Origin of the sequence: Paenibacillus sp. FSL F4-0243 (genome assembly GCF_037963295.1) — a bacterium.
Taxonomy (GTDB): Bacteria; Bacillota; Bacilli; order Paenibacillales; family Paenibacillaceae; genus Paenibacillus_AQ.
In genome coordinates this window covers 382,202-402,448 of sequence record NZ_CP150151.1, presented here as the reverse complement: position 1 = coordinate 402,448, position 20,247 = coordinate 382,202, and the positions used below count along the sequence as shown (strand labels likewise).

At 44.0% G+C, this 20,247-nt stretch carries 19 protein-coding genes; all 19 read right to left on the bottom strand.

The annotated features are described in order from the left end of the window. Positions 1-83: 83 nt before the first annotated feature. A complete protein-coding gene (locus tag NSS87_RS01810; protein WP_339244430.1) occupies positions 84-1,685 on the bottom strand; it encodes an ATP-binding protein in 1,602 nt (533 codons plus the stop codon). Positions 1,686-1,865: 180 nt separating this feature from the next. Continuing rightward, positions 1,866-2,654 (bottom strand): formate/nitrite transporter family protein, encoded by a 789-nt coding sequence (locus NSS87_RS01805; RefSeq protein WP_042184273.1) that lies wholly within the window; start codon positions 2,652-2,654, stop codon positions 1,866-1,868. A gap of 361 nt (positions 2,655-3,015) precedes the next feature. After that, entirely contained in the window at positions 3,016-4,116 is a 1,101-nt protein-coding gene (locus tag NSS87_RS01800; protein WP_339244428.1) for a toxic anion resistance protein, read from the bottom strand. Positions 4,117-4,127: 11 nt separating this feature from the next. Next, positions 4,128-4,832 carry a hypothetical protein gene (locus NSS87_RS01795; protein WP_042193161.1) on the bottom strand — a complete coding sequence of 235 codons (705 nt, stop codon included), beginning with the start codon at positions 4,830-4,832 and terminating at the stop codon, positions 4,128-4,130. A gap of 34 nt (positions 4,833-4,866) precedes the next feature. After that, positions 4,867-5,922, bottom strand: coding sequence for an ATP-grasp domain-containing protein (locus tag NSS87_RS01790; protein ID WP_339244426.1), 1,056 nt, complete (start codon positions 5,920-5,922; stop codon positions 4,867-4,869). After that, positions 5,919-6,752 (bottom strand): HAD family hydrolase, encoded by an 834-nt coding sequence (locus tag NSS87_RS01785; protein ID WP_339244424.1) that lies wholly within the window; start codon positions 6,750-6,752, stop codon positions 5,919-5,921. The genes NSS87_RS01790 and NSS87_RS01785 overlap by 4 nt, the downstream gene beginning before the upstream one ends. Beyond that, complete coding sequence (locus NSS87_RS01780) at positions 6,749-7,900, bottom strand: cysteine protease StiP family protein (protein WP_339244422.1); 1,152 nt, start codon at positions 7,898-7,900, stop codon at positions 6,749-6,751. Before NSS87_RS01780 ends, NSS87_RS01785 begins: the two co-directional genes overlap by 4 nt. Further along, positions 7,884-9,194: a phosphoribosyltransferase family protein gene (locus NSS87_RS01775; protein WP_339248392.1), complete on the bottom strand. Its 1,311-nt coding sequence runs from the start codon at positions 9,192-9,194 to the stop codon at positions 7,884-7,886. Before NSS87_RS01775 ends, NSS87_RS01780 begins: the two co-directional genes overlap by 17 nt. A gap of 76 nt (positions 9,195-9,270) precedes the next feature. Beyond that, positions 9,271-10,482 carry an HpcH/HpaI aldolase/citrate lyase family protein gene (locus NSS87_RS01770; protein ID WP_339244420.1) on the bottom strand — a complete coding sequence of 404 codons (1,212 nt, stop codon included), beginning with the start codon at positions 10,480-10,482 and terminating at the stop codon, positions 9,271-9,273. 171 nt (positions 10,483-10,653) lie between these two features. Then, on the bottom strand, positions 10,654-11,394 hold the full coding sequence (locus NSS87_RS01765) for a DUF475 domain-containing protein (RefSeq protein WP_042123539.1): 741 nt from the start codon (positions 11,392-11,394) through the stop codon (positions 10,654-10,656). A gap of 26 nt (positions 11,395-11,420) precedes the next feature. Then, positions 11,421-12,722 carry a TerD family protein gene (locus NSS87_RS01760; protein WP_339244418.1) on the bottom strand — a complete coding sequence of 434 codons (1,302 nt, stop codon included), beginning with the start codon at positions 12,720-12,722 and terminating at the stop codon, positions 11,421-11,423. A 231-nt stretch (positions 12,723-12,953) separates the two neighbouring features. Further along, the gene (locus tag NSS87_RS01755; protein WP_339244416.1) at positions 12,954-13,535 is read right to left on the bottom strand and encodes a TerD family protein; all 582 of its coding nucleotides are present in this window, start codon (positions 13,533-13,535) and stop codon (positions 12,954-12,956) included. A 79-nt stretch (positions 13,536-13,614) separates the two neighbouring features. Further along, positions 13,615-14,190, bottom strand: coding sequence for a TerD family protein (locus tag NSS87_RS01750; protein WP_042184261.1), 576 nt, complete (start codon positions 14,188-14,190; stop codon positions 13,615-13,617). A gap of 29 nt (positions 14,191-14,219) precedes the next feature. Beyond that, positions 14,220-14,816: a TerD family protein gene (locus tag NSS87_RS01745; protein ID WP_042184259.1), complete on the bottom strand. Its 597-nt coding sequence runs from the start codon at positions 14,814-14,816 to the stop codon at positions 14,220-14,222. A gap of 126 nt (positions 14,817-14,942) precedes the next feature. Beyond that, a complete protein-coding gene (locus NSS87_RS01740) occupies positions 14,943-15,389 on the bottom strand; it encodes a tellurite resistance TerB family protein (RefSeq protein ID WP_042184258.1) in 447 nt (148 codons plus the stop codon). Between the two features lie 327 nt (positions 15,390-15,716). After that, entirely contained in the window at positions 15,717-16,592 is an 876-nt protein-coding gene (gene aguB / locus NSS87_RS01735; protein ID WP_339244415.1) for an N-carbamoylputrescine amidase, read from the bottom strand. A gap of 53 nt (positions 16,593-16,645) precedes the next feature. Beyond that, positions 16,646-17,674 carry an agmatine deiminase family protein gene (locus NSS87_RS01730; RefSeq protein WP_339244413.1) on the bottom strand — a complete coding sequence of 343 codons (1,029 nt, stop codon included), beginning with the start codon at positions 17,672-17,674 and terminating at the stop codon, positions 16,646-16,648. Between the two features lie 145 nt (positions 17,675-17,819). Further along, on the bottom strand, positions 17,820-18,368 hold the full coding sequence (yfcE, locus tag NSS87_RS01725) for a phosphodiesterase (protein WP_042184252.1): 549 nt from the start codon (positions 18,366-18,368) through the stop codon (positions 17,820-17,822). A 126-nt stretch (positions 18,369-18,494) separates the two neighbouring features. Next, positions 18,495-19,979, bottom strand: coding sequence for a glutamate synthase subunit beta (locus NSS87_RS01720; RefSeq protein WP_339244411.1), 1,485 nt, complete (start codon positions 19,977-19,979; stop codon positions 18,495-18,497). Between the last annotated feature and the right edge of the window lie 268 nt (positions 19,980-20,247).

The window sequence follows — 20,247 nt, the reverse complement described above, 5'->3', positions numbered from 1 at the left end:
GACTCTTCCAGCCTGCTTGGGCGGAAGAGTCTTTTATTATGAATTACTGCTTGCATGACGAAGAAATAACCAAGACAAGCCCTTTATTTTATTGGCAGATAAATCGTAACGGCCGTACCTACGCCCACTTCACTCGCTATGGCCACTCGCCCTCTATGTGCAGATACTATCTTTTTAACAATCATGATTCCCAGTCCATTACCATCACCTCTGGTCGTGTGAAAAGGCTGGCCTAATTTCTCCAGTACTTCCTGGTTCATACCCTCTCCGTTGTCTGTGAAGGTAATCTTCTGGAAGCCATTCTCCACATCTAGGGCAACTGTGATGCTTCCGCCAAAGGGCAAGGCTTCCATTGAGTTTCTTAGGATGTTTAGGAAGACCTGCTTGATATGATTGCGATCACACAAGATATTCGCATCAAAATGGAATTGCGTGTTCAATGATATATTATTCATCTCCACTTGAATCGCAAAGATGCTGAGCACTTCCTGCAGAATCGTGCTACATTGTTCTACCCTATAATGCGCGGCCTGCGGTTTACCTAGTATGAGGAACTCACTCACAATGAGGTTCATTCTTTCTACTTCTGACATAATAAGATCATAATGTAGCAGTTGCGAATCTTTATTGGCCAGTTGAAGCATTCCTTTGACTGTAGTTAGCGGATTGCGAATCTCATGTGCAATACTCATGGCTAGTTGTCCAGCAACCACTAGCTTCTCTGTATTGCGCAGCACTTCTTCCGTTTTTTTCATCTCTGTGATATTACGAAGACTCCCAATCACACGAGCTAAACATGCATTCGAATCATAAACCGGAAGCACATCCAGCATATAATGTTCAAACAAACCGTTGCTCTCCTGAATCACTTCCAGCCCAGCACATGCCTCTTGCTGAAGAATGACATGCTGAAAATAAGAGCCCACATTTCGAATTTCGAAGACACTGGCACCGATAACAGATTCTTGATGTTCACCATCCAAATGAAGCATGTTTAAGCAGTTCTCATTTATATTGACGATCGTTCCGAGTTCATCCGTTATAATAACACCCAAATAATTGGTATCCAATAGGATTCGATTTAAAAGCTGAAGCTCAGCATTCCCTCTACGCAGCAAAATCTCGCGTTCGATGGAGTCAGCCATGGTACAGAGCAATGGCAATAAGTGGGGATGCGCCACATCTATATCCGCCATAAATGATATCGTCCCCAATATTTCAAGCCCATCCTCTTTATAAAAAGGAGCCGTGCAGCACACTAAACGATGAAGAATTTGATGATAATGGTCTTGTCCCTTCAACTGAAAAGGCCGATGGTGTTCGAGACACAATGCAATTGAATTTGTACCCACTTCTTTATTTAGTTGCACACCTTCTTTGATGCCAACCTGCCCTACGAGATCAATAATCGTCGGATCCCCTTTGAACGCCAATAGATAACCTGCATCATCCGATATGGTAACAAGGATCGGATTGCCTTTTACTGAAGAAAGAAACTTGTTTACGAAAAAATCAATAACCTCAATCACTTCACTATATACACGGAGTTGCGACCCCAGTTCATCTGCAGCATAACATTTTGGAAAAATAGGAGGCTGCTCAGGGTCTATTCCTTGATCAATGCAATGCTGATTGGAAGCCTTAATGATAGTCTCATCCGTCAGTACCCCTGTTGTCTTTTCCAAAGCCTTACCCCATTCTGTATGAATCTTCAATTTTGTAATACTAATATGTATTCTACTTCTTTCCCCCTAATCCTTTTGAACCCTAAAAAATCAAAATATCCCAATGCGAATAAATTTCTTGCAGCACAAAAAAACTCCGCCCTTTTAAAGAGCGAAGTTGCGGATTCACATTATTTCTTCTTAATGTTTCGGATCATCCAGAAAAGGTTTGTTCACATAATAATACATAACCCCCATCAGAACTCCACCACCAATTAGATTTCCGATTGTAACGGGCACAAGATTATGTACCACACCGCCCCACGAAACCGTTCCGGGATGGTCAAGGACTAATGCAATTGCAAAGGTACACATATTGGCAATACTATGCTCATAACCAGAGATGAAAAAACAGAATACGAATAAGACCATTGCGAACATTTTGGCCCCATCGCCCTTTATATTCATCGGGATGAAAAAAGCCATACAAACGAGCCAGTTACAGAGGATAGCACGGAAAAAAAGCTGACCTGCCGGAGCCTCCATTTTATGCTCAACCACATATAGTAAAAAACCATTTACATCAGAACTGTAAAACAGGCCTGTTAAAAAAATCAACAGTGCAAATGCAGCAGCACCAAGAATGTTACCTATATAACTCATGATCCACATGCGTACAACCTCGGACCATTTCATTTTGCGTCTCAAAGCAGTGTACGTGTAGTAGAAAGTATCTCCGGTAAATAAGTCCCCTCCCCCGTATGAAATTAGGATGATCGCTGCTCCAAAAGTAATCGCAGCCATTGGATACGCAAATGGTGAATGCTCCATATAGAAGTAGTTGCCTGTCTTGAATGCTACAATTACGCCGAACCCGATAAACATACTGGCCAGCATGGCTCTGGCAATATAGCGCAATATACTTTGCCGATAGATCTTTTGTTTCTTAAGTGCTAATTGTTCAACCTGTAGCAGCGCCTCGTTCTCCATGTGACCTCCTTAGGAATTTGGGTTTTCCAGCTAGTTATGGGCTAATCGTGCAATCTTGCGTTATTATACCCAATAACCAGCTGGAAATTACTTGAACCAAATCATGGTAAAAATCCTAAGTGTCCTCATTCATGTTTGCAATCGCTTCTGCTCTTTCACTACTGGCTACGATGATAAGCACGAGTATCAAGCACCCTAAGATCATATGCCTATCCTCACTTCCTCCACATGTAGTCTTGTGACAACTTATGTGTGAAGATAGGGCTTTATGATTGAGTATTGGCGTTTAAAAAAGCCTGTTGAATGAATTCAACAGGCTTCTCAATCTATTCTCTGTATTTTTATTATTGTCAGAAACAATTTAGTTCAAGAAACTGCTCAGTTGACTCTCAGCCTCTCCTTGCTTCAGTGCCTGAGGCTTGTCCGCCTCATTTAGTCCTAAACGATTGCCCAGTTGAGTATTGATTGCTGTCATTTTAGACGTATAATCCTGGCAGCTCTCAATAATGCGACGGTTGGACTGTTCTGAAGTGTCTAATGCGCTAAGCAGATCACCGATCGCTTGATTCACAGCTTCCATAGACATAGAAGGCTTAGACAGCAACTCGGTGGTTTTCTCTGTAGTGGTACGCAGCAGACGTGCATTTTCTTTAAATTGATCTTCAATCGTCTTATTCGTCGCTTCTACAGCATTGATGACGTTCTCCTGATCCGCTAAAGACATCGCAATCATTGCCGACACCGTGATCAGATTAGAGGTCTTATCAATAGCGTTATTCACGGAATCAATCAGCTTGTCATTATTGTCATTAATAATATCTGTAGCAGCAATTGCTTGATTGTACAGCAGAATCATTTCTGTCATCGACTGAATTCGAACCATCACTTTACGCAAACCGCGCTCCAGATAAGCTTTACGGTACTCATTCTCAGGCTTCGCGACCTCTACCTCGAACAACTCTTTCAACTTAGTGCCGAAAGCAATTTTGGTCTGTAGGTTATAGATCTCTTCCATGGAAGTACGTTTCAGCTGACGCATATTTACAATGCTCTCTTCGAGGGTATCTCTACCATCGCGAAGCCCTGTAACAATGGCATCAATGTTCGTGCGGACCGACTGATATTTGTACACATAGTTCTTCATCGGACTCTTGCGCAGCATCTTGCCAAAGAAGCTCACATTCTTACTTTGCTGCAGATTCTCACACTCATTCCGCAGCTTCATAATCATGTTAGGTACTTCAACACGTTTACCAGACATCAGGTCATTCACCGGGCGATCCAGCAGCTTCAAGGTTTGTCCTGCTTTTTCCTGCGTCTTAACCCCAAGCTTACCGATATCATCCATCAAGGAATCCAGTGTAACAGTATCCGTTTGGGATACCTTCTCAATTAATTGTGCCGCTTCCTCGACTACCTTTTGTTCATCTTCTTTTTTTAATTGGATCAACTGCGTGGACATGGGATTCCCTCCTATAGTTCGGAACTGCTGTACCGCTGATGAATCAGTTCCGCCTTCGTCTGAAGTTCCATCAGGTCTTTATGTTCGATCGTGGACGCAATATCCGATATTTTGGAATCGACATCTCTTAGACCGTTCAGCAGCATTCTCCGATTCTTCGTCTTTGCTTCACCGCCAAGGCGTAAGAACGGGTTGATTACACCATTCAAATCCTTCAGAATCAATCTGCGGACCGTATGATTAATCTCGCCGTTATTCAGCTCCTGCAGCAGTGGAATTACACGTTGAAGCCTCGCGAAGAGCGCCAATGATTTCTCGACAATTTCATTGTCCAGCGTATCCTTCTGCCCTTCTGAGATAATCATATCTTCCAGAATGCTAAGATACTCCACAACCGGAGCGAACTCCGGTCCAATCTTCACCGCGCTCTCAGTTCTACCGTCATAGCTGTGATTACCTGATGTAGTATCATTTGTCGTGTTGCTTAATTGAGGAGCACTCGCAGCGGGTGCCTTAGCAATAGGTGTCGTCACAGGGCCTGCTGGCAACACCTCCGCTGGGAGATTGGTTCTTGGACTTCTCGTTACCAGAGCACCTATCCCCGCACCCGCTAAAGGCAACAGCAGAGAGATGAATTCGGGAAGAAAAGAACTCGTTAATACAGCAACAACGTAGCCGATACCGGCGTAAAGCAATACTTTCGATTTAAACTGAATTGTTCTCACCTCTTGTGAGCGACTTTATGAACGCTCAATTCACGGCATCCGGAATGACAGATTGGCCGTTTATTTTCATAATCATCGGTTGCTCCAGATGGCTAGCCAATACATCACCTTCAAAATTCATAGGCTGAACCTCGCCACCGAGTGCGCTTTTGACGGCTAAATAAGGAAAGTTAATCCCTGACAGACATGACATATGCAGTCCACCGGACATTCGTGGGTTAATTTCCAACAGCTTTGGAGTATCTCCATTGTATTTCATTTGAATATTGAAATTGAAGGGGATCTTGTAAACTTCTGCAACTCTAGCTGCAATCTCCTCCAGTTCAGGAATATGCTCCATCAATCGCAGACGACCGCCCACTTTTCGACGTGGCACAGCTACTAACAGCTTACCGTTCTCATCTGCCAGACAATCTATACTATACTCGTAACCCTCCAGTAATTCCATCACCATCAAATCAGGGAAGGTCTCTTTGCTTGCAAGAATACGATAGGCATCATCAAACGTAATCAATGGAGTTACATACCCAAAAAGCTCTTGAAGAGGATCGCGGGTATTGTCGATAATACGGAAGCCTAACCCGCCTTCTGTTTCAGTAGGCTTAAAGCAAACACGATATCCCTTGGCAACAAGGTCCTCGTAAGCCTCTTTAAACTGTTCCGCTGTACTAACCACATGATAATCTGGGATACTCATAATGCCTTGCTCACTAACATTCTCGTAAAATTTACCTTTGTCCATAATGGACTCCAGCAAATCAAGATCTCTACATACCAGAACCTTTGTACCAATCGCATCAAACATTGCCGCATGGAGAGCAATATCAAGCATATGCAACCGTGGAATAAAAACATCGATCTCATTACGCCGACAGAAATCAACGCAAAACTGAACATATTCTATTCCCTTCAGTGCCGGCTCGGTTTCAGCAAAGTCAGCACCTTGTAGCGACATGTGGCGGATATCCGGGTGTGTCGCAAAGATTTGAACCGGTATACCATCCTCGTTATTGCGGAGGAGATTCATATAATGGTAAGCCACGGAAAACCAACGATTGAAATAAATATTTACCTTTTTCATAGTGGCCCCACTCCCAATGCAGTTAGATTATTATAGATCATATTTACATACTGCAAAATCTCATCTCCAGCAAATACACCAGATTCTTTCGTAAATGGATATCTTGATTTTACAAGACCACTCTGTTGCTCTGCAAATATTTCACCATGACAAGGGGCAATAGCATAGTCGGCACTCTCAAGCAGACTCTTATCTAGCAGTGAGTCCCCGGAGGCCACCATAGGTTCAGAGCGAACGGTGCGCCGCAAATGGAGTATAGCATCGCTTTTGTTCACGGCAGCCGGCACAGCGTACAGCTTGCGGCCTTGTAAAGAAACTCTCCAGCCGAGATTATAGAGCCGATCTGATAGATTAGTGATTTCATCTAAAGGCAACTGATCCCGATAAACCATGAAGGAATAGAATAGATCATCACAATAATTCTCGCTAATGATCCAATCCTCACGTACAATCGCCTTGATATATGATCTAACCTCTTCAGCCCCAGCAGAGTGACGAGCTACCAATCTACCGATTGATTCTCTCCATTCCTTATCGACAACCCCACCGATTAGGATATTTCCCCCATTGCTTGTAACCGCATAGTCAGGTATGACCGTCTCTTGAAACAGATTAATACGCTTATATTGTTGTATCGTACGCGTAGTAACCGGGATGAAAATAATCCGCGTGTTCAGATCCATCAGCTGATTTAATGCTTGCTGCGAAATATAGGATCTCGTCTTTCCCTCTATTATTTCCGCCGGAATTAAACCTGGAGTATTCTCCGGCACACCTATGGCACCTAAAGAATAGATCAAAGTACGATCTAGATCACTAGCATATATCATTCTGTCTCCCCCTTCAGCGGTTTAATTATTCCGCAGCAGGAGTACGTCATCCCAGGAAAGATCTCAACAGGAACGCCCCGGTCCTTCGCTAAGAGAAGAATATGCTTTAGATTCGGATTATCCATAGTATCGACAAGAATTTTCCAAGGTACTCTGCGCAGTAATACGCGGGTTGTTTCGCCGACTCCCGGCTTTATCAGATTAATGTTATCTATACCGAAAGTCTCCTGAATACTCTGAATATCACGAAGACCCTGCCAAGTGATTTCTGGCGGATGCTCCAGCATCTGTCCAGCAATATTCTTCGCTTCTGCTACTATAGAAGGAAAATACGGGCAAATCGTATCAATAAATACATTGGACTCGTCCGCATCCAGCCACTCCTTATAAAACTTTGAACCATGAAATTCCTCAGGACCAATGAGATCAGCGTGTAACACCGTTCGGCTCATCAGCCCTGAAACGGTAGAGTTTAAGCAGGCGCTAGGAATGAGATAGTCTTCTCTAGTCCCAAACATGCCTGCGCAGTTTCCCGGGTCAGCCAATACGGCAAGATCATCATTTAAACGAATACCATACTTCTCATAGAGGGTGTTGCAAGAATCAATCAGCACCCCACGGATAGCCCCTTTTCCTGTCCACCCATCCACAAACTGCAAATCAGCATCAAGTCCATGCTTCTGCAGAATGTAGAGTATCGCATTCTCATCTATCCCTTTTCCTCGAATAATAGAAATACTATAATGCGGCAAGTCTACCTTGTATCTCTCAGCTATATAACGCTTAATCAGTATACCAATGGGTGTTCCTGCTCTAGCTAAAGAGACAAGCACCGTACTTAGTCCTCTTCTTGAGACAATCATCTCAGAAACAATGGCAACAGCTAAAGCTACCTTCTTGGCCGATTGCTGCAGCGTCTCATGAAACAAGTCGATATACTGCTCGGTAGGCTGATATTCAACAGGCAACATCTCAGAATAATGGACACCCGATTGAATAGCTTCCTCCCTTTCCTCTGTCGCCAGCTCAAGCGAAACGTCACTAAGATCCTTGAGCAGAAACGTAACATCTGACGGTGGATAGCTACCTAGCGGAACCGGTTCTGCTATTTTTTTGTCCATGACTTTATGATTACTTGTTCCCTTCATACTGGAGGCCTCCACTTCTTCCTTCAGGAGTCAGTACAATAAGATGCACTTTATGGCGGGCAAGTGTCTTCAGTATATCAAGCATGGGTTTCATTCGTTCATGCGGTACATCACGCTCAATCAGCACGAATATATCATCATACTGATCAGAATCCACATTATAAATAAAGTTTGTAATTTCCGGATCGCTAGCTGAAGGATATGCGGCAGCACTATGCACTCCGTAATCTGGTCGACGTTCAGGGTGGATTGGACTGCGAGTAGAGGACTGATATGAAATGCCTTCCCCCATCTCAGCCGCTATCCGCATAGGAAGGTACATAAATTCCCCTACACCCATCACTAGAGTCTTAGAATCTCCCCCTCGTAGTTCTCTTAGCTGTGCGGCTATCCGGGTTACTCCTACATCAAGATCATCATTATTCAGCGACTCCAGACCGAAACGTCCACTGTATTTCACATAAGGAGACGAGTTGGTGTTACCATATGAATCTACGGATGTTGCCTGCAGACGTTCTAAACCGTCCACTACATAAGTGGTCACTATTTCGGATTCCACTGAAGACGATAACAAATCTTTGTCATTCCTAGCATTTAGCAAAGGCGTGCCTTTTACTTCAATACTTCCTTGAAGCAAACACAAGGACTTAATCCGAATCCCCAGTTCCTGTTCTAATTCGCTATAGGTATGAAGATTGTTACCGCTCCTCCAATCCAAAATAGAAACGACTACGTATTCCTCCCGAGGGAATTTGGACTGAATATCACGGATCGTATTAATTGCTGTATTCCCTGTTGTAATCTCATCATCCACCAAAATAATCGGCTCAGTCCCTGATAATAGCTTAGTATTCAAGGCGTAACATAGATGGTCAACCGCATGTGAATGCTCTTCTTCAAAGCTAACAATGGACTCCAAATCGATGATATGTTCACGGGTAGTATGAATATATGATGCTGCATCGGCAAACATGTTGTACACACTGTGACCCAGCGCAGTTGCAGTCTCAGCAAAACCAATAAAGACAACAGGCCTAGGAAGAACTAATCTTGCAGCTAATAAATGCTCATAGGCTTCCTTGGCAGACTCAGGGTGCATCAGTCCGTGTACAGCTTTATCTAATAAATCTTCCATCCTATCATTATCCGCAGAATTACCGTTCATCTCCTGATATAACAGCAGCGCTAATGCAGCACCACTTAGCAGAGAGGTGTACGGATTAACAGGGATATGTTTACCAAGTACCTTGCTGACGAACAAAAAGGAACGTTTCTTATTAATCCGGGCTGCCATGGAGAATAAAGTATCCACAGGCAAATGAAAGGGATTAGATGTTTCGGTAACCGTAACCTGCAGGTTCTCGACTATGTTATACGTGTGTAAATTCGTTTTCGGGTAATAATCCGACAAAATGCTGTTGTTCATGTAACACCCCGTATATTTGTGATCGTAGTAAAATCCGTTTTGCCCAGTTCAAATGCGGCTTAATCTCGTTCATCTTATTAGAATATTGACTCTTGAAGACTCCTAGGCTACCATCGTTACTCTCTACGATACTGCAGGCGTCAACATATTCCTCGTGCATTACCGTGTACATGGCCTGAACAGGTCTGAGGTGTGAGGGATGTATAATCGTCTTGCCCAAGATCCCATTTTCTTTATCTAAAATCACTTCACGAATAAGCCCATCCATGCTGCTAGAAATGTAACTATTTCGCATGTCGCGGCCGTTTTTACCATAGGTGTCCTCAAATGGAGTCTGCCGTAGCTGTGGTCTGAGCACCCGGTGCCCTTTATTCGCAAAATATTCCCAGACTGGTCCGGAAATTACATACCCTTCTTCCACTCTGCCAAAAATATTAATAATATCCGATATGCAGTCTCGAATAGGGGTAAGATCATAAATGCTAATATCAGGACTACGGCGCAGTCCGAATAAACTTGAGAAGTCTGTTGCTCCAATTCTAACGTTCAACACATATTCGCGGTAATTGCCTAGCAAATTACGAATAGATAAAAGACTATCTACCCGGCTCTCCCGGTAAATAATAGGCGCACTTTCCAGAATTGGCATGCCATAAAGCACTGGGTCTGAGTAACTGCGCGTTCTATTGTAATCGGCTATCGCCTCGAAATATTGGATTCCGTTGTCGACCGAAAACTTAGGGAAAACAAACCCTGTTAACATCGTAACCAAAGATCCTAACTGAAAAATCAGCTGCCGCAGCTGCTCCGGGTTACGAACTCGGATGAAGAGGAGCGGAAGACTATCACTCCCGCTTGGCTCGTTCTCCTCATATGCGGCGAGAAAAATAAGATGCTGAATGAGAGACTCCTCTGCATGGTCAACCTCGTTATCCCCGATCGCATCCTCCAGATCAATAATAACGGTTACAAGTCCTGCACTTTTAAGCTTCAAAATGTCTTCGGGAACACTAGCACGAGTTGCTGGCATATAAAGGGCAGCTCCAACAGCATGAGCCAGCAAATCTTTACTCGTAGTATTATGGTTAAATGAAATCGGCGGATTATAAAATAAGGCTATTTCTTGTTCTTTCGTCAGGTAATCGAAGTATCTCAAGATGGTTCCCCCTTATAGTTTTGCGAAGCCAAGCAAAACAAGCGCAGGCCTCTCCTATAGAGAGTGGCAGAACCAGCTATACCCTATCCGGTTCTCTCATATATAAGTGAAGGCCTACGCTATAAACATATACGATTACCTGAAAGCAGCAGTGTTCAACTAGCTTTGAAATCAAGCATTTCTATGGGCTTCTTTTTTCTTACGCAGTACGCTGTAAAGGATCGTACCACCGAATACAAGAATAATGATTGAAAAGAATAATACATGTGGCATTTCGTACCCAAAAGCGCCCGCGAGCATTTTACCAGCAATAATGGCAATAAGAGCAAAAGCGGCACGCTCGAGTTCCGGAATTTTATCAATAAGCTTCAAGAATAATTGCGCTACTCCCCGCATCATCAGAACGCCTATGATTCCGCCCATAAAGAGCACCCAAACCTGGTTACTAACACCAAATGCAGCAATAACACTATCAATACTAAAAGCAATATCCATTAATTCAACAAGGAGAACCGTCTTCCAAAAAGAGAACCCCTTGTTCTCGATCTTCTCATCGCCACCGCCCTTAAATAACCCGCCATAAGCGATATAAAAGAGATAGGCTGCACCAAGAACCTTAACCAACATGAATTTAATAAGAAATGTCCCTAGACCGATAGCCAAAAATCTGAATACATAAGCTCCTATAATACCGTAAAAGAGCGCCTTCTTCTGTTGTTCTTTAGGTAAATGCTTAACCATGACGGCGAGAACAAGCGCATTATCTGCAGAGAGCAGCCCTTCTAGTAGCACTAAGCTACCAATAATGCCCCAGCTAACCGGGTCTGAGAGCGTACCTACCACATCGCTCCATGAGAAAAAATGACCGTAGTTCTCACTAATATTCCTGAAAAAATCAGCGAACCAATCCATTACACTTGCGCCTCCGAAAAAATCGTCTATTTACTGCCAGCAACCCAGCGCAGTCCCCAACCATATGCCTCATCAATCTCCCGATGACCACTGTAATATTGGACCAGCCGTTCAACACTGAATGTCTCGTTATTCACATTCCGAAATAACGCGATGGCACACATGCCTTTGCGGTTGTTATGCTCGTCCAAATTGACAATAATATCGGGGCCACCACTCTGGGTAATCGTGACAACACCGTCAGCTTCTGACCAATTGGTAACACCCTTATAAATAAAAGAAAAAATTAGAATCCGTTCAATATCAGCAATTTTGCTGCCATTAATCCGCAGATTCTCACCGGTTGTTACAGAGCCTGTCCGGTCATCTCCATCAAGCAAGACATAAGGAGGTTGGTTCAATGAGCCAAAAGCATTGCCCAGCGCCTGAACTACTCCCTTACTACCATTCTTCAACTCATATAGACAAGCAAGATCTAAATCCACACCATTTTTACGATTAAATAGCCCTCCACCCTGCTTCTGATTCCAGTTGAGGTTAATTAGCAATTCGCCCAAACCACCAGCTGATTTCTTCAGGTTGATCGAATCACCTTTTTTCTTCAGTTCGATCTTCTTCAGGTTGAGATTGACCGGAGGGGGTGTTACAGGTGAAGGCGCAGCTGCAGGAGGAGGTGGAATCTGAATCTTAGGCTCCGCTACCGGCGCTGATTGACGTTTAAGCTCTGGCTGCGGCGGAGCAGCAGGCTTAGGCACTGGTATTGGTGTCGGTGCCGGTTCATCGTTCGCTTCTATCCCAAAGTTCCTACACAGTTCCTGTAGACCACCAGCAAAACCCGCGGCAATGGCGCTGAATTTCCATTCACCGTTATATCTATATAATTCTCCTACCACAACAGCCGTTTCCACGGAGAAATGATTTTCAAGATCACATCGGAGAAGCTCCGCACCTGTTACTTGATTCAGAATCCGAAAATAGGCCTGATTTACCTGCCTAAAGCTTTGACCCCGCTTCTCGCCATCATAAATGGTAAGTGTAAACGCGAGTTTCATCACATCAGAAGGAACTTTGTTTAGTTCCACGTCAAATTGCTTGAGGCTGTTTGATGTAGGCATTTCCTTATATCTGATATAAGGTGTAGACGGATTATTATAAAATATCAAATCCTCATCTTTGCTTACTTTACCTTGCGCTCCAAGCAGAAAAGCAGAAGTATCAATCTCAAGTGAAGAAGGCGATTGCCAGCCAATCTCTACGATAAGAGAATCAAGTCCAGGATTCCCTTTAGTTAAATCAACCTTTTGTCCTTTGACAACTGTAATACCCATTCTTACACCACCTTTATAAATGGAGCAATCATAACGCCTTCGGCGTCCTTATAAGGACGGCAAGCGTTTAAGCGAGAAATATAAGACATAATGTATCGTGTGAAACTTATATTTTTAAATAACCCCACAAAGTGGAGTTTATACTTCGAGACCCATTCCATTTCCTTTGTGAGGCAATCCATAAAGAATTAAAAAAAGGGCAGGATCGGTGATGACCCCGCCCGGAAGATGCTATTGCGCGTCCAGCCCATAATTTTTACACAATGCACTAAGACCGCCGCCAAAACCACTACCGATTGCCTGGAATTTCCAATCCGCACCATTGCGGTAGAATTCGCAGAATACAACTGCCGTCTCTGTTGAGAAATCTTCACCCAGGTCGAAACGGAGTACTTCGCGATCTGTGGAAGCATCGACCACACGTACGAAAGCATTGGAGACTTGTCCAAAGTTCTGTGCACGAGTTTCGTAATCATAAATCGTTACGGTGATACCAATACGCTGAATATGGGCAGGGACTTTGCTAAAATCAACGATAATTTGCTCGTCATCTCCGTCGCCTTCTCCTGTACGGTTATCTCCCGTGTAGACTACAGAGCCTGCGCCACCATTTGGGTTGTTATAGAATACAAAATCATCTGTACCTTTAGCTTTGCCGTCTTCATGAAGCAGAAACGCTGAAGCATCGAGGTCAAAATCTTGACCTCCACTATACTTATTAGTGTCCCAGCCCAATCCAACTACTACCTTTGTCAGACCTGGATTAGTCTTGGTAAGATCAATCCGCTGTCCTTTGGAAAGACTGATCGTCACTGACATAACCTTCTTTCGTGAGTGGATTCAATTCACTGTGTACTACAAGATTTATACTACAAGATTTATACTTCAAGATTTATTGCAAGCCGTAATCGCGAGTCAAACCGCTCAAGCCGTCTTTGTAGCCGCTACCGATTGCATTGAACTTCCACTCTGCACCATGACGGTACAATTCACCGACAACAACGCCAGTTTCAATAGAGAAGTCTTCACCCAAATCAAAACGGATTAGTTCTTCATTGTTCAAATCATTTACGATACGTACATAAGAACGAGAAACTTGACCGAAGTTTTGGCTTCTTGTTTCAGCTTCATAAATTGTAATAGTAAAAGCTACCTTTTCTACATCCGCTGGGATACTCAGAAGATCCACTTGAATCTGCTCATCATCACCATCGCCGTCACCCGTACGGTTATCACCTGTATGAACAACAGAAGCGTTCTCGTTCTGTTTATTATTGAAGTAAATGAAGTTGGTTTCTTTTTCAACTTTGCTGTTCGCATTAGTCAAGAATACGGAAACGTCCAAGTCGAAATCTTTACCGCCGTCATATTTATTAGTGTCCCAACCAAGACCTACTGTGATTTTGGATAGACCTGGATTTGTTTTTGTTAAATCGATCTTTTGACCTTTGGATAGATTAATTGCCATGATAACATTCCTCTTTTCTTTTATTTGGATTATACGTAGCGTTCTGCCAGTTGATTGATATGTGCCGCGTGACTACCCTCACCAATTGCAGCGAACTTCCACTCTCCACCTTGACGGTAAAGTTCCCCACAAATAAGCGCCGTATAGCCATTGTAATTATCAGATAGGTTGAAACGGATTAGCTCATTGTTACCTACAGCGTTTATCACACGGATATAAGCTGACTTAATCAATCCGAAATCCTGTTTACGGTTCGTGGCATCATAAATATTCACAACTACCAGAACCTTGTGTACATCGGAAGGAATGGCATTCAGGTTAACCATGATTTGCTCATCATCTCCGTCACCATCACCCGTGAGATTGTCTCCGGAGTGAATGACAGAGTTACAAGGACTTTGCTTGTTATGGAAGCACACCAGGTTACCCTTCTTAACTAGCTTACCATTCTCGTTCAACATCAGTGCTGAAGCGTCACAGTCCACGTTGGCCTGTTTCTTCACACCGAAGAATCCTCGAGCTGGCTCAGCCGGATCCCAACCTAAACCTACAATTACGTTAGATAAGCCTGCATTACCTTTTGTGAGATCAATCTTCTGACCTTTTACCAGATTAATTCCAGCCAACTTTACGTACCTCCATTCCCTAAAAAGAATCACCATCTATTAGTCTAGCTTTTGGATGTTATATGAGTGATACGCTAAAGAACTAAATACGTTTCATCCGAACTCATGTATATGGTATTACATCATTTATAAACTGAATTCACCAGGGTTTAATCCCAAGACACCGCAAATATGCCGCACAACTGCTTTTTCATTGTCATCAAAATCACCATCAGCTGATCCAATAGCTGAGCACACACCCACAATTACACGTCCCACATCTGGTTTACCGGTAAACTTACCGATTGCTTTCAGTGCTTCCTGCTTACCGATTTCTGGTGAGAACTCAAAGTTACTTACATAAAAGTTGAACTGGGTAATGACATCTCTCATGTCAAACACCTTAAGCTCATTACTCATATTCATGTAACCAGCCATTTTATTCTTTTCAGCTTCTTCTATTTTACCGTCGGCAGCAGCAACCAAGGCGCAGCCCGCAACTACCGCATTCATGAAATCTTTATTTTTGAATTTCTTTACTTGTTCTGTTAGTCCGTTTTTGGTTGTGTTCAACCAGTTTTTAAATGTGCTCATCGTTTTCTCCTTCTATCACTGCAAGATTATGATAACAAAAGATATCCCAGAGCCTCCTCTCCACGTATCCGACAGAATTTTCATAGTAGATCCCTGAATCACGGTTTACTCTTCTAATATACCTGATAAAATATCAATATTCTACTTTTCCAGACTTTTACAGCACTTTTGATAGAAAAGATTGTGTCCGATCTTGCACAGGATTTCCGAACAATTGCTCCTCTGTTCAAAGAACCCCCGTATTTCTCGTTGAAACACCAAAAAAGGCACTGCCAGAGATTCTATCCTCTCTAGCAATGCCTTTAGCACATTTAACTGTGAATTCTTTTAAAGAATGATGTCCCCATCATAAGAACCAATCATTTTGTACAGCTCAGGCCGGCGATCACGGAAGACGCCCCACTCGATCCGTCCGACTTCCAAAGCATCCAGATCAAATTCGCTCACTATTACAGCTTGCTCGCCTCGGCCTGCTTCAACAATTTTATTGCCTTGCGGTCCCGCAATGAACGAAGAGCCGTAGAAATTAATGCTAGAATCTTCATCAATTTCTTCACCGATACGGTTGGAGGCAACGACTGGAATAAGGTTAGCCGCTGCATGCCCAAGCATACAAGTCTGCCAATGATCCTTAGAGTCGATCGATCCATCCTGTGGTTCTGATCCGATAGCGGTTGGATAGAACAGAATTTCTGCTCCCATCAGGCTCATCACTCTAGCCGCTTCCGGGTACCACTGATCCCAGCAAATTCCTACACCAATCTTGGCATAGCGAGTGTTCCATACTTTAAAGCCAGTATCTCCCGGATTGAAGTAGAATTTCTCTTCATATCCTGGGCCATCTGGAATATGGCTCTTGCGGTATTTGCCCAGTATCGTTCCATCGGCATCGATTACAGCTAGTGAATTGTAACGTGCGTAGTTCTTTTTCTCATAAAAACTGATTGGCAGTACCACTTGCAGTTCCTTGGCTATTGCTGTGAAATGATTAATCGCTTTGTTATGCTCAAGCTCTGTTGCATATGCGTAATAATCAGCTTTCTCTTTCTGGCAGAAATACGGAGTCTCGAACAGCTCCTGCAGCAAAATAATTTGTGCTCCCTGTGCCGCCGCTTCTCTGACCAATGTTTCGGCTTTGCTGATATTCTCATCAATATTGCTGGAACAGCTCATTTGCGTCGCAGCTACTTTTACATTTCTCAAGAATCTGTCCTCCTTATATATAAATGTCCCTTTGGACGTTTAGTTTCCTTCAATTATTGCTGAGCAGGCATTTGCTGCGTAGTGCAGTGAACGTTCCCGCCCTCGGTGATGACCGCCATACCGTTAACTGTACGAATCTTACGTTCCGGGAACAAACCAGCCAGTACTTCCTCGGCAAGTTTATCTGTTTCCACCGCCGTACCGCCAAACACAGGCAATATAATTCCACCATTTACGAAATAGAAGTTCAAATAACTGAGCGTCAGACGGCTGCCATCATGATCCACCCGTGGTGGTTGCTGAATCTTGATGATCTCCAGCTTACGCCCTTTGGCATCTATGGCATTCTCCAAAATACGAAGATTCTCCTGTGTAATCTCAAAATTCTCATCCTGCGGATCCTCACAGACCTGAATAATGACTTTACCTGGAGCTGCGAAGCAAGCGATATTATCCACATGACCATCGGTTTCATCACCACTTAGACCACGCTTAAGCCAGATAATAGTTTCTGTACCTGTATAATTGCGCACGTACTCTTCAATATTCTCGCGCTTCAAATCCGGGTTGCGGTTCGTATTGAGCAGACATTCTTCTGTAGTAATCAAGGTGCCTTCTCCATCCGTATGGATCGAGCCGCCTTCCATCACAAGCGGCGCATCAAAGCGTGTCACTTGTGAGTGTTCGAGAATCTGTGGAGCTACCTCATCATCCAGATCCCAAGGTGAATATTTACCGCCCCAGGCATTAAACTTCCAGTTCACGCCTGCTAGAACGCCGTCTTTATTAACAACAAAGGTAGGCCCGTTATCACGCAACCAAGCATCGCTATGCTTTATAGGCAGCAGCGTTACATTCGGTCCGCTGACCAGACGTTCTACCTTTTCCACGTCCTCCGGGTTAACGATGACCGTAATCGGTTCAAACTCGGCAATAGCTGTAATAATGTCAGCATAACCTTGGCATACCGACTCATGGTTGTCCGGGAAACACATAGATTCCTGCACCGGCCAGGAGATAAAAGTACGTTCATGCTTGCCCCATTCCGGTGGCATTGTATAGTTCAAATCTTTAGGATTCATGTGTTAACTACCTTTACTATTATATTTGGAGCCAGCCCTGCCCTAAAACTCCTACCTCATCATACAATAATATGTTCTAGTGCTCAATTCCCTAGAACACTAATAATGTTGGAAGGAATTCGGGTCACATGTGATCTGACTGAGCTTATAGTGTAATCCTTTTTACCACATCGCCCTCAAAATCCTTAACGATGAATTCTCCACCCTCAAGGATTCCATAGGAATTCGGATTATTCTCTTTAGGCAGCGATATAGAACCGGGATTCAGCACGTATACGCCCTCTTTTACATCCGCAACCGGAAGATGGGTATGCCCCTGAATAAAGATATCCTTCTCAGATAGTGCTGGTAAATTCTCAATACTAAAGCCATGACCGTGTGTAACATAGATTCGTCTGCCTTCATGCAGGAGCATCACATAATCGCCCATCATCGGAAACTGCAGCAGCATCTGGTCTACCTCAGCATCGCAGTTACCACGTACTGCCGTTATAGGCTTCTTTTTGTTATATTCATTCAGTTTATTAGCAACTCCCTGCGGGTCATAACCCTTCGGCAGTGGATTTCTGGGACCGTGATATAAAAAGTCTCCTACGATTACAAGACTGTCTGGCTGTTCTTCCTCTACCTTTTCCAAAGCCCGTTCTAACCAGAATAAAGATCCGTGAATATCGGAAATAAACATTAGCTTCATCATGTATTCTCCTTTTCGACTTAAATAGATCTTGTGCTTAGGTTTCAATTTTAACCTTGAATAGGCAAACAACGCAAAAGCGGACGTTCCTCCAAAAGGAACGCCCTGCCCTATATGCCTCTATTCTCACGGCAAATTCGATGATCCCATCAAGAATCGGTCCACTTCGCGGGCGGTCTGACGCCCCTCATCAATGGCCCAAACTACAAGGCTTTGTCCGCGGCGCATATCACCTGCTGTGAATACCGCCTCTACATTGGTCGCTTGTGCTCCGAACTCTGCCTTGGCATTTCCCCGCTCATCACTTTCCACCCCAAGCTCACCTAGCACAGACTCTTCGGGTCCTGTGAATCCTAATGCGAGTAGTACCAGCTGTGCATGTAGAACTTCTTCACTGCCTGGTACTTCAACCGGAACTATCCGTCCCTGTTCATTGCGAGTCCACTCAATGCGCACAGTATGCAGCTCCTGCACATGTCCACCATCGTCACCAACAAAACGTTTTGTCGAAACGAGATAACGACGTGGATCTTCCTTATACAGTGAAGCCGCTTCTTTTTGGCCATAGTCCACCTTAAGAACCTTTGGCCATTCTGGCCACGGATTGCTAGGCTGACGGGTCAGTGGAGCTTGTGGCATAATCTCAAGCTGGATCACACTACGACAGCCGTGGCGGATCGACGTAGCTACACAGTCTGTGCCAGTATCTCCGCCACCGATTACAACTACATCTTTATCTGCCGCAGACAAGTATTCACCATCAGCAAGCTCTGAATCCAGTAAGCTCTTAGTATTCAATGTCAGAAACTCCATCGCCTGATGAATGCCCCGCAGCTCACGACCCTCTATAGGAAGCTCTCGTGCCTGCGTAGACCCGCCACACAAGACAACAGCATCGTGCTCCGCCTTGAGTTGTGACGCCGAGATATCTCTCCCAATCTCTGTACGAGTTACGAATGTAATGCCTTCAGCCGTCAGCAGGTCTACTCGGCGCTGAACCGTCTTCTTATCCAGCTTCATGTTCGGAATACCATACATCAACAAACCACCAATCCGATCTGCCCGTTCATACACGGTCACCGTATGCCCCGCCTTGTTAAGCTGAGCTGCACAGGCAAGACCTGCTGGACCCGAGCCCACTACAGCTACCTTTTTACCTGTGCGAGTAAGCGGTGGCTCAGGAACAATCCAACCTTCTTCAAAACCTCTATCTACAATCGACTTTTCAATCGACTTTATCGTTACGGGCTTGCCGTTCATCCCTACTGTACAAGAACCTTCACAAGGTGCCGGACACACACGTCCAGTAAATTCAGGGAAGTTATTGGTCTTATGCAGACGTTTCAGTGCAACCTCCCAGTTCCCACGATAAACCATATCATTCCATTCAGGAATCAAGTTGTGTAGAGGGCAGCCGGAAGCCATACCAGACAACAGACGTCCTACATGACAAAATGGCGTACCACAGTCCATACAACGCGCGCCTTGCTCGCGCAGATTCTCTTCATCCATAGGAATCGAGAATTCATCCCAATTCTTAATCCGCTCAAGCGCCTCACACTCCGAAGGCGTCTGCCGTTCAAATTCCAAAAATCCGGTTGCTTTCCCCATCTCTCTCATCCTCTCTAAATATCCCCACAGATATATACTTCCTAAACCGTTAAAAAAGAAAAGTACGCGCTATGTTTGTCTGCTGCCAAGCCTATGCCACTCTAAAGCACCAAAGTAAATGCCTTCATATTAACATCCAATATCATCATCGAAAATGAGTAATGTCACCTTTTCATGTAAAATGAAACAATCAAATTAAGAAAATGGAAAAACAAAAAAAAGCACACAGTGTACTGTACCTAATTAAAGTACGTTACTCCGCATGCTT